Origin of the sequence: Methanosarcina spelaei, from assembly GCF_002287235.1 — an archaeon.
Taxonomy (GTDB): Archaea; Halobacteriota; Methanosarcinia; order Methanosarcinales; family Methanosarcinaceae; genus Methanosarcina; species Methanosarcina spelaei.
The window spans coordinates 1-11,904 of the sequence record NZ_LMVP01000257.1 but is presented as its reverse complement, the minus strand read 5'-3'; the positions used below and the strand labels follow the sequence as shown (position 1 = coordinate 11,904).

The window sequence follows — 11,904 nt, the reverse complement described above, 5'->3', positions numbered from 1 at the left end:
TATATATACAGGCTCTGCCGATACAATGCCCCATGAGACTGGATGCATACCTTGTAGATATGGGACATTTCAAGTCAAGGGGACGAGCTAAGACGGCTATCCTTGCAGGAAATGTTAAAGTTAACGGCGTGGCGGTAACAAAGGCCTCCAGAGACGTGTCTACTGATGATATAATTGAGGTTAATGAGGGTCTGGACCAGCCTCAGGGCTATTTCAAACTCAAGCTTATTCAGGAGGAAAGCGGAATTCTTAAGCCTGGAGATAAAGTGCTTGACCTTGGATCCAGCGCAGGTGGCTTTCTTCTTTTTGCCTCGGAAATTGCAGGCTACGTGAAAGGTGTAGAATTCAGCAAGGATTTCAGGAGCGAACTTGGAAAAATCGCATATGAAAAGGAAAATGTTGAGATAATATTCGGAGACGTCTTCACCGTACCTCTAAATTCGCTCTCAGAAGAGCCTGTAGATGTTATTCTTTCGGACATGACCCTGGAACCTGAGGACTCAATCAAGGCTCTTTCGAGAGTCCTCCCTCTGCTGAAAACCGGGGGAAAGATGCTTCAGATTATCAAAATCTCAAAAAAGAAGAACCCAAAACCGATCCTGAGTAAAATCGAGAACCTTGGGCTTGAAATTCAGCAGGTCATCAATCCCAAAAAACAGGAAATTTATGTGGTTGCAAGAAAACTCCTGTCTGAAGATGGAGATCCGCTCACAGAAGATAAGCCAGAAGATCAGTCAGAAGGTCAGTCAGAAGGTCAGTCAGAAGAAAAAGAGTTCTGAGGTCTCAAAACAGATGAATACTGACAGAGTAGAGAATTCCGGAACAGTAGAGAATTCTGGAACAACAGAGAATTCCGAAATAATAGAAAATTCAAAAGGAAAAGTAAACTCAAACGAAAAAGAGAGTTTCGGAAATTCTTTATCCGGCAATCACAAAAGCAAAGAAGTACAGCCGGATTTTTATTCGGATTTCGGGATGAGAATTTACGGCCACGGAAGACCGGTTCGTCTCTTTGTTGCAGGTCTCCATGGAGATGAATGGAAAGATACGACCGTACTTCTGAAGAGAATAAAACCTCCAAAAATCGGCACTCTGGCCCTGATCCCACTTGTAGACTGCGGAAAGTACATTTCAACCCTGAACCCGGACTACTATCCTGGTATCGGAAAAAAGATTGTCAGGGCAATTGAAGAGTTAAAGCCCGAAATTTACGTTGAGCTTCATTCTTATTCAAGCAAAAATCTTGAAAAACTGGCAGGAAAGAACAGGTTAGAACTTATAGGAGTTCCTTCTTACAGCATTCTAAAAGAAGGAGTGCTCCTTGGTTCGGTTTCTCCCTGGATTCGAAGGAAGTATTTTCCAAAAGAATCTCTCTGCCTCTCTTTTGAACTCCGAAAAGGAAGTTTGGAATCAAGAAAATTTGCCGCCTGTATGCTTGAAATCCTCAAGGAAATCCAATCACTGGATGAATTCATAGAATATATGAAAAAAGAATTTCCTGCTCAGGCGAAGAAGGCAATGGAAGATTACCAGCGGTTTTACGGAGAAATGTGAATCCCTTTAATTCTGTTCAGATCCTTAAGATATCAGGAAATCTTTTGCCAGACCTCCTGCTTTCATATCTGATCTTATATAACAACCTCTAAGTCTCGTTAGACATGCGTAGTTCTTCTGCTTTTGCCCATAAGGTACACCAACTGTTTTGACTCAAAAGGGGTTTCACAAGTTTGCAAGTTCCAAATCCTGTTTACTGAGCATACCTATAAGTTCGATAGTGTGGATGGGTGTTGAGTATGATGTTATTTGTGATGGATGTCTTACTCATTCCCGAAGAAATCCATTAAAACAAGAATTGAAACCGTAGGTCAACGCTTTCTGGAAGCTATCCTGCTGAACAAACAAAAAAGTAAAAAGAGATATTTCATTTTGAATATCCCTTTAAGATCCTTTGTAACTATCCACCAATGTTAACTCCAAATCCTTTGTTGAAATTATGTTTCCTTCGCTGTCAAAATAGGTGCTTTCATATCCTTTGGAATTATTTTGGTAGTAGTAGAAGCTTATCAATATATTTCCGTACTGATCTTGCCATATATCCCATTTCCACTCAGGATGATAAGATTCCGAATCTCCTGAAACAGTTTCTATAAAGTCGCTTCCCCCTTTATAATCATTTACAAATGTTAATACTTCAGATTTGGTGGGAAGACTTGTGATATCTGTTGCTGTACTAGTATCTGAACCAGTTTCTGTGGATCGAGACAAAGTGGCAGTGCTTGAACCAGTCTCTATGTTATTGGATTCTGTGCCAGTACCTGAAGTCCCTGTGTTATCGGATGCTGTGTCAGTACTTTCAGAGGCTGTAACAGTGATATAACTTGATTTTGTCTTTGTGTTTTTACCAGCTGAATTAATTGCTGTCTCTTTCACATCATAAATTCCAGCTTTTACATAGGTATGCGTCGGATTCTTATAAGCTGAAGTAGTTCCGTCTATTATCGGAGATCCGTCTCCAAAGTTCCATTTCCATTCATTTGGTGACCCTGTACTTTCGTCAATAAAAGTAACTGTCAGAGGCGCTTCTCCTGAAGTTACGGAAGCAGAAAAATCAGGAACTGGAGCAATTACTGTGGATTGAGATGCAGTATCAGGTATAGCAGTTTCTGTAGACTGGGATGAAATGTCAGTACTTTCAGGAGCTGTAACAGTGATATAATTTGTTTTTGTTTCCGTATCCTTACCTGCTTCATTGGTTACAGTCTCTGTTACTGTATAAGTTCCAGCTTTTGTAAAGGTATGCGTTGGATTATACTTGGTCAAGATATCAGAACTGTCTCCAAAATTCCATTGCCATGCATTTGGTGATCCTGAGCTGTCATCAGTAAAAGAGACTGTCAGAGGTGCTTCTCCTGAAGTTACGGATGCAGAAAAATCAGCATCTGGAGTTTGCAGAGGAGCTGTAATAGTGATATAATTTGTTTTTGTTTCCGTATCCTTACCTGCTTCATTGGTTACAGTCTCTGTTACTGTATAAGTTCCAGCTTTTGTATAGGTATGCGTTGGATTATACTCGGTCAAGATATCAGGACTGTCTCCAAAATTCCATTGCCATTCGGTAGGAGATCCTGAGCTTTCATCAGTAAAAGAGACTGTCAGAGGTGCTTCTCCGGAAGTTACGGATGCAGAAAAATCAGGAACTGGAACAACAGCAGTTGGAGTCTCTGCAGGAGCTGTAACAGTGATATAACTCTCTTTTATTTCGGGGTCCTCACCTATTTCATTGGTTATAGTCTCTTTCACAGTGTAAGTTCCATCTGTTGTATAGGTATGTATTGGATTTTGCTTGGTTGAAGTAACTCCATCCCCGAAGTTCCAGTTCCAGGAGGTTGGTGAGCCGGTGCTCCCGTCAAAAAACTGTACCTTTAGTGGTGCTTCTCCGGAAGTTATATCTGACCAAAAGTCGGCATCCGGGAGTACTGGTTGTTCTGAACCATTTATAACTGAACTCGTACCATTTACTCTATCGCCTATTGTTTGATATGGTGCTTGTGGATCTTCAGATTGACTTCCATCGTTCCCGCTCATCAGTGCAATTCCACCTAGTGCCAGAAAACATAGAATTGCCCCGATAGCTAACTTTTTTAGTGCATCATGTTTTGCTTTCTTTTCAGCTTCTTCCCTTGCTTTCTTTTCAGCTTCTTCTCTTGCTTTCTCTTGAGCTTCTTTCCTTGCTTTCTCTTCAGCTTCTTTCCTTGCTTTCTCTTCAGCTTCTTTCCTTGCTTTCTCTTCAGCTTCTTTCCTTGCTTTCTCTTCTTTCTTGCCTGGATTATATAAATCTGGATTGTATTCAATTTTCTCAATTTTACAGAAGGAAATAAAAATATTTTCCGCCAGTGTTCTATCCTTAAGCAGCTCAGTTAATTTCCCAATGTAAATATCACCTTGGTCATCAGACATTTTTTTGTCTGTGATCTTTGCAATTTCTTTTGCGTTATCTAAAATACTTCTTCTTTTACACCATGCTAAGTAGTCGTCATAAATCGTTTTACTGCTTTCGTCCTTGAAAGCCAGTTCACAGGCTTCACAGACTTTTTTACCAGCACTACTGTAAGTATCGTTTTTATAGAATTCTTTTTTCTTTTTTTCCTGCGCTAATTGTTTGAGCTTATCACATGGCAGTTTGTCCATGTTCTGCATGGTACCGGGGTTTAAGAAGGCGTAAAAATCATCTTTATTAAATGGCTTAAGGTAAGTCTTCATGCCATCAAATGTTTCAGCATTCTTAGGTTTATTTTTATAATACTTGTCATAAGTTATCTGGAAATCAAACTTCTGGATAATTTTTATTCCAAGAGCAGAAACTCTTTTTTTAACCACGTTCACAGGTGTCTTTTTTGTATTTGCATAATTTTCGATTATGTCTTCGGCAATTTCCCCAGTTGCACCAAGTATTTTTATATCTTGATCTATTGGACTATATACAATACTGCACGCAGAATCAGCTTCCTCTTTACGCTTAACAGGATCGCTCATTATCCTTTTTATCTCGGGGAGCATCTCAAGATACGTCTTGTATTCTGCGCCTTTTTTAAAATGGTTCGAATTAGTAGACCAAAATTTAGCCTTTTCTTCAATTCTCTGATCTATAACAGCTTGATCCTTCACGGGAGGGTCAAACTCTAGCTCTAATAACAAATAACAGTTATCGTTCATGAAAGCACTACCTTTACTCTATAATTACATTACTTTCAAACCAGTCGCATAATCGCTGATTGCTTGAGCAATCTTAGAGAATGAACCGGATAGTTCAGTCAAACTTGTTATAGAAGCAAATTCATCTACAGATGCAATTTGTTTTAGAAACTCATAGTCTGCTTTTCCAAATCCCAATGCAATTATTTCTATGCCTGCTTCATGACACTTCTTAGCTGCGCTTATTGCCCGTTTCTGATGGTACCACTCACCATCAGTAAGCACAATAATGTAGCATACTTCGCTCTCATTTTCAGAAAGGTTTCCTTTTAACAGGGTTAAAGCAGTTGTAAATGGTTCTGCAGAATTTCCAATACCTACTTTCACACTACTTAATTTTGATATTACATTATCAACATTATAAAAATCGGCATCAAGCGGCAATACACATTTGACTTTATTGGCAAATGCAAGAATGCCAATTTTGGTGTTACCTTCTTCTAATTTGGCTACAAAATCATGCATTGCTTGCTGTGCTTTTTCAATTGGCTCGCCATACATGCTTCCAGATAAATCAACTGCTAAAATGATCTCAACACTCGGAGCCTCTACGTTACCAGCTTGATCTTTTGGTGACCTGTCAGTCCAATCCATATCTTCAGGTATTGGCTCAATTCTAATTGGCAGTTTTTTATGATTTTCTTGTTGAACCGCTGATACTTCAACAACGCCATTAGAGGTGTATTGATATGTTACATCAATAAAAGAAGTAGATGAGGAAACTCTTTCGATGTCTGTTATTACATATTTATTGATAATCGTATTATCTAAAGGTCTTTCAAATTCACCTTGCAAAATATATACTTCAAGTTCGTTATTTTTAGTTCTTGTCTTAAACTTAAATGATTTTGTATTCTCTGCTGGAACTTTACTATTTTTCTTAATAATTATGCTGTTAATGTATTTTTCTCCATCAGGACTAATAGATATCATTCCAAGAGAATGAGCTGTAACATCAAACACAGCTTTAGCGCCTTGTATGCACAGTTTGTTTGTTTTTTGACGATGCATTAACCCGCCAAGCAAAGGAACTACATTCACTTTCTCATCAGTATTGGCTTTGATTGCTGCTCCAAGAGCTACAGCTTCGTCCACGTTAACACCCGAAAGAGGCTGTTTACCAGACATGTTCTCAACATACTTATGAACCATTCTCATTCTTGTGGAGCCGCCAACAAGAATTACACCATCGATATTGTTCCATGATAAATTGAGGGAAGTGATTAAACCTTCCGTTAATTCTTTAGTTGTTCCTAACAAAAATTGTGAAATAGATTCAAACAAGTCTTCTGTAATTTCAATATTAGCTTTAATACTTTGATAGGTAATGGGCACTCTTACAGTGTCTTTTGCTGTTAGCTGCCTCTTTACATTCTCAGCAGTTACCAATAAAGAGGCAACCATTTCTCTATCCTCGCTTAAGTCTATTCCATATCGTTCTTGGAATTCAGCTACCAGGTATCTTGCTATACAATCATCCCAATCTTTGCCACCAAGTTCATGGTTGCCATCACTACCAAGGATATCAATTTCGTCTTTATTGATACGGGCAATGGTAACATCGAATGTACCACCCCCAAGGTCATATATCAGTACAGTTTGCTCTGCATCTTTGCCATTCAAGCCATATGCGATTGCCGCTGCAGTAGGCTCATTAATAATTGAAAGGACATCTAGCCCTGCTCTTTTGCCAGCTTCAATAGTGGCTTCACGCTCTTTATGAGTAAAATAAGCAGGAACAGTTATAACAGCAGCATCAATTTTCTCCCCGATTTGTGATTCGGCTTCTTCCTTGATCTTTTCAAGAAGCTTGGCCGAGAAATCCGTTGCATTATATGTTTTTCCATTAATCTCTACAGAAAACATATCTTTACCCATGCTACGTTTAAAAAACGCAACGGTATTGGTATCGCCCATCGCTTGCATATTTTTAGCGTCTTGGCCATACAAAATATTCCCATCAGGCTCGAAACACAAAACTGAAGGAGTGATAACACTGCCAAAACAATTTTTTATAACTTCTGGTTTTCCAGTTTGCTTATCTATACATGCAACAGCACTAAAAGTTGTACCTAAGTCAATTCCGACTATAATACCCACTTTTATTCCTCCAAACTAAATTAGCTTGCAAACTCAATGAGCTCATCTTAAACCGATTTTATAATTAAATATGGAAATTTAAAAACTGCTTTCATGATCATAAATTCGATTGATTTTTCAAATTTGAAATTGAAAAAAAATGATTTTGAGTTTTAGGATAAGCCCAATAAGTATTGTAGCTGATAAAATGTAATTACATCAAGACCATTTGCTGTGATTTTTTTCTTAAATCCTCAACTTCTTCACTGGTCATGATATTTTTTGACTGCATAGTTGCATGAATTTCTTTGTTGCTTTTCAGATCTTTACCAGTGACTTCCAAAATGCCTTCACTATTAAGGCTTAATATTATCTCAATTGGCGCACCAGAAGGAAGGTTGTCCGGTAATTCTAAGGTCGCTGTACCAATTACGTAATCTTTATCAATATCAAAATACTCGTCCATGAAATCGCTTTCATAGACAACGATTTCGGCTGTTTCCTGGTTTGCAATGGCTGTTCCAAATGTCTGGGAAACAGTTATGACACCATCAGGCATAGAATTGTTTTTGATAATCATATTACAACATTTTGGCTCCTCATTTACAATCGCTTCTACAGCAAAACTTTTAGTTGTAGCCACAACAATCGCACGCTTTTTTCCACCTATGCTCATCATCGCTGGGTCAACAGATAATTGTTCAACACTATTAGATGGATCTAAAACGGAATCGGAAGTCACACTGCCTTTATTGTCTTCATTCCATTTGGACAAAGTTGGTTGGTTGTTGATGTAAACATTAACAGCGTTAATTGCAGCCCCTTTAGCAACAGCTTCATCCGGTTCAAGAATCTTAGGCTTTATGCGGTATTTTTCCTCCAACACCCTGGTTACCTGTGGCATTCTCGTAGAACCGCCAACCAAAAGAATTTCATCTACTTTAAAACCGCGTTGTTCTGCCACAGCAATAGCAGCATCAGTCTTAGTAATAGTGGAATTTAACAGTGAAGAAGTAATCTCATCGAATTTTTCTCTTGAAAAATCAATTCTTGCCCTTTCTCCAGCTGCCTCAACTATAACAGGAGTTTTTTCTTTCGCAGAAAGTTGCTGTTTTGCTTTTTCAGCTTTCAAACGAAGATCCTGCTGTGCGTATTCATCAAGATCCCCATTGTATGATTTTTGAGAAGCAAATTCATCTGCAAGGTAACGCATGGTTGCACTGTCCCAATCTTTTCCGCCTAAATCATGGTCCCCGTCAGAACATATAATCTCAATTTTTTCGGAGTTAATACTCATGATAGTAACATCAAAAGTTCCTCCCCCCAGATCATATACAAGAATAGTTTTTTCTTCAGGTTCTTTAGTGCACCCATAGTAAATTGCTGCAGCAACCGGCTCACTAATAATCTCCAGCACATTGAGGCCAGCAATTATTCCTGCATTCTTTGTTGCTGTTCTTTCAGCAGTACCAAAATAAGCAGGACATGTAATTACTACATCCTTTACTTCTGCATCAATTTCCTTTGCCGCATCTTCTGCAAGCTTCCTCAAGATGTAGGCCGACACTTCTTCAGGAGATTTATCTTCATGGTTGTAATTTATAGCAAAGTTACTTTTACCCATCAATGTTTTTACTAGTGATACAGTATTCTTAGGGTCAATAACGGCAGTCTCCTTTGCCACCTGTCCTACGACAACTTGATTGGGACTTGCAAAATTAACAACAGAAGGGGTGGTATTTGTTCCTTCTAAATTTTTAATAACATTTGCCCTTCCACTTTCGTCAACATACGCAATACATGAATATGTCGTACCAAGATCAATTCCATAGACATATTTAGCCATTTTGTACCATCTCCGTATTGTCTTCTGTTATTATTTCGGCTGGCTCTTCATAATAATAAACAGCAATTTTTTCTGTAGAAATAGTCCTTCCGTTATAGTCATAGCCACAGCTTAAAGACTCGGCAACTTTACCATGTAGTTCACTGTTTCCAGTAACAATCTTCTTAATTACTCGCTGTTTTACCGGCGAAAAAGAATCTCCAGGGCTGCTTTCGTATATTTCAACGCCATTCTTCTCTAATATATCTTGAATGTCAAGAGCATATCCTGCAAAAGTTTCGTTGGGAATATCCTGTTCTCCTGCAGGCTTCTTGAGATAAAAATCGGTTATTCTCAAAATACTGTCTCTAACTTCAATAATGTCAAGAAGAACTTGTCTGAGAACCTGTGAGTAAATGTCATCCTTATACTTCTGAAGCTCTTTATGCATTTGATCGATAATTTTTCCCTTATATTCCATATCCGGTATTTTTTCGGAAAAGAGCTGATTAAGGGAGTCTATTTTAGCCGAAAGGGCAGTAATATTTTGCAAAATATCATTATTACTGATGCTTAGATTTTCAGCTTTTTCGAGTTCCTCTTCAGTACACTTTTCGACATTCGGTCCATTGAGAGGCTCATCAAGTATCAAACTCTCTTCGATTTCTTCGTTGCTTGTAACTATATCGGCAACTTCATCTTTTATATTTTCAGGAAATACATCATCTACCATTATTTGACCAGTAGGAGGCTCTTCCTTGTCATTATTGCCCATCTCTTAATCTCCTTGTATCTCAGTGATTTCCACTGCAAAAGGACATCTGTAAATACAGACTATGTGCCCATAAAGTGCCTAAAATAGTTGACAAAGCTATTACACTACTACAATAGCACCAACCGGTGCAACTCAAGTTGAGAAAAGAAGCGATGTTGCTAAGAAAATAAATACTGCTGAGAAAATTAAAATCTTTTTAGTCGTATAAGTTTGTATATTTGTATAGCTGTCAACCATTTTAATAATCCTTCTAGTTTACTAAAAGCAATTAACTTGTAAACAATTATAATCTTAAGTTTTAACAAAGTTATAATTTAATTTATAATTATTAAACTTGCCTATTTGCTCCAAGAGTTCTTTTATTGAGAGTATATCTTGATAAATAGCTATAAAAAATGTTTATTTTAAAATTCAGCTATTCAACTATTTATCCTGCTTTCGGCAGGTCGACATAAAAATCCATTCAATTTTTCTATTGATATCGTTTTTTTTAGAACTTTTGATATTTAATTTAAATCAAAAATTACTAAATGTTAACCATAACATAATTAATATATATTTATAATATATGAGATAAAAGACAAATCATGCTAGATAGATAATCCGCAAGATGCTGTTTTTTAACTTAACCTACAAAAAATAACAATTAAGAATATTTAGATGTTGGAATGTGCTTGCTGCCGAATGTAGGATTTATTATAAAAGAAACGACTAAAAAATAGGAGTAATAAAAGAACGGAATATTAATAGTGTAAATAGCAGAATCAAAACGATTGCAACTTTTAGTTACAGATTTTAAAGGTAGAGACAGGCATAAACGTACAGACGAATGAAGAGATAAATTGCTGGTGTCTAAGAAATTTAGTTATGAATCATTATAATTCAGAAAGGGACTACGTATGAAGAGTTGTCTATGTATTTAACGTATCATAATTAAGTTTCCATCACACTAGTGCCGAGAAAACGTAATTATGGATCGCCTGAATAAGCTTTGAATCTCTTTACTCAAAGAAGCTTGCTTTTGCCTATTTGTTATGAATAACTATCCAAGTTTTATGCTCCATAACTAAATTTTCGTGGTACTAGTTTTGCTGAGATAATAAGGTCACTGGATAACAGGAAAAATTCTAAAATTATTATACTTATGAACTATTATAGTATACAAGCATGTTCACACACAAGTAAATGATCCAGTATTATCTCTTTGTCTTTATGCTAAGGCAAAAATGAGCAGATTTAGGGATGCTCATTTAACGGGTCACATAATGCTCTTTCTGGATACATTCTCTTCTCTTTCTCAGTTAAACTGTTCATTTTGATCAGTTTCTTCTTTCTCAGTTTTCTGGATCATTCACTTCTTTTCTTGCTTTTATTTTGTTGTTAACTATTCTCTCCCTCGGCCCCTTTGCTCGGTTATCACTAGCAAGTTCAAATCTGAGATTTTCAAGTTTGTTCGAACCACCCATTACATGCGCTTTCTTGTGTCCAACATCATATTGTCCTTTAAAAGGAGAACGAAGTCCTTTGTTTGTCGTTTCTATATTTGGAATTTTCTTTTTCACAGCTTCTACGCTACCTTCTTTCCGGATCAATCTTGCCATTTTGTTTGCCCGATCCCGCTCATTTACCAAATAGCCATGTATATTAGAAGGAATTCCGAGTTTTTGTGCTTCTTCTCTACTCATTTTAGCTACTTGTCGCAAATACTTCTGTTGATCATTACTCCAACCCGGTCGTGTCTTTTCAGCTTTTTCAGCTTTATTTTCAAGTTGGCGTTCTGGAGTGACTTCTTTCTTTAATTTTTCAGATTTATTTCCAAGTTGCTTTTCTGATTCCTGTTTCAAATCCTGTTCTTTATTTTCAAGTTGGCGTTCTGAAGTAACTTCTTTCTTTAAACCATCGCCTGATGCTCCATATTTAAATCCTTTTCTTTCATTATTTTGAACGTACTCTTTAGAACGAGCATCGAATCTTCCATTAACTTCTTTTGTTTCAACACTTTTCTTATTAAGTTCACTCTGGTTGTCAGTGACATTAACTTTTTCAATTTTTTTAGTCTCGGGCATACATCTCCTCCTATGAAATAGTATAATTACAGTTTTTGCGATCCCTATAAATTTGAATACTTATTTTGTTTAAAAGTTAACATCAATTTATCGTTTAAAGATTTTGAAGGCCTCAAGCGCACTTGTCTTCTTGTTGGAAGCAAAGTTAGCCCCATTTCTTCTTGATTTGAAAATATCTAAATTGTCACTTCTTAGTACAATGACTGAATATCAAACAAAAAATCGAAAGTAGGATTTCGGTTACTTAGAGGTTAAGGAAACTTTATCAAAAAGTTACTTAGTATCTCTGCAAAGCAGAGTGAGAGATCCAAATACGTTCCATTTTTTGATAAGGTAACTACCTACAGTTTGATTTTATTACAAGGGAGCGCAGAGGGTCACGAATACCCCAACCTTTAGGTTGGGGA

At 37.1% G+C, this 11,904-nt stretch carries 7 protein-coding genes; 2 read left to right on the top strand and 5 right to left on the bottom strand.

Going from position 1 to position 11,904, the window contains the following annotated elements:
* Window positions 1-32 precede the first annotated feature (32 nt).
* Both ASJ81_RS12400 and ASJ81_RS12395 read left to right on the top strand, forming a co-directional pair.
* Complete coding sequence (locus ASJ81_RS12400; protein ID WP_095644702.1) at window positions 33-779, top strand: S4 domain-containing protein; 747 nt, start codon at window positions 33-35, stop codon at window positions 777-779.
* Window positions 780-792: 13 nt separating this feature from the next.
* Window positions 793-1,554 carry a DUF2119 domain-containing protein gene (locus ASJ81_RS12395; RefSeq protein ID WP_338037513.1) on the top strand — a complete coding sequence of 254 codons (762 nt, stop codon included), beginning with the start codon at window positions 793-795 and terminating at the stop codon, window positions 1,552-1,554.
* 384 nt (window positions 1,555-1,938) lie between these two features.
* On the opposite strand, the gene ASJ81_RS22220 is transcribed toward ASJ81_RS12395, so the two are convergent.
* From ASJ81_RS22220 to ASJ81_RS12365, 5 genes are all read right to left on the bottom strand, one after another.
* Window positions 1,939-4,713, bottom strand: a complete 2,775-nt coding sequence (locus ASJ81_RS22220; RefSeq protein WP_141241703.1) for a PKD domain-containing protein — start codon at window positions 4,711-4,713, stop codon at window positions 1,939-1,941.
* Window positions 4,714-4,737: 24 nt separating this feature from the next.
* On the bottom strand, window positions 4,738-6,852 hold the full coding sequence (locus tag ASJ81_RS12380) for an Hsp70 family protein (protein WP_095644700.1): 2,115 nt from the start codon (window positions 6,850-6,852) through the stop codon (window positions 4,738-4,740).
* Between the two features lie 193 nt (window positions 6,853-7,045).
* A complete protein-coding gene (locus tag ASJ81_RS12375; protein ID WP_095644699.1) occupies window positions 7,046-8,677 on the bottom strand; it encodes an Hsp70 family protein in 1,632 nt (543 codons plus the stop codon).
* On the bottom strand, window positions 8,670-9,431 hold the full coding sequence (gene grpE, locus ASJ81_RS12370) for a nucleotide exchange factor GrpE (RefSeq protein ID WP_095644698.1): 762 nt from the start codon (window positions 9,429-9,431) through the stop codon (window positions 8,670-8,672). The genes ASJ81_RS12375 and grpE overlap by 8 nt, the downstream gene beginning before the upstream one ends.
* Window positions 9,432-10,765: 1,334 nt before the next feature.
* Entirely contained in the window at window positions 10,766-11,497 is a 732-nt protein-coding gene (locus tag ASJ81_RS12365) for a hypothetical protein (protein ID WP_095644697.1), read from the bottom strand.
* Between the last annotated feature and the right edge of the window lie 407 nt (window positions 11,498-11,904).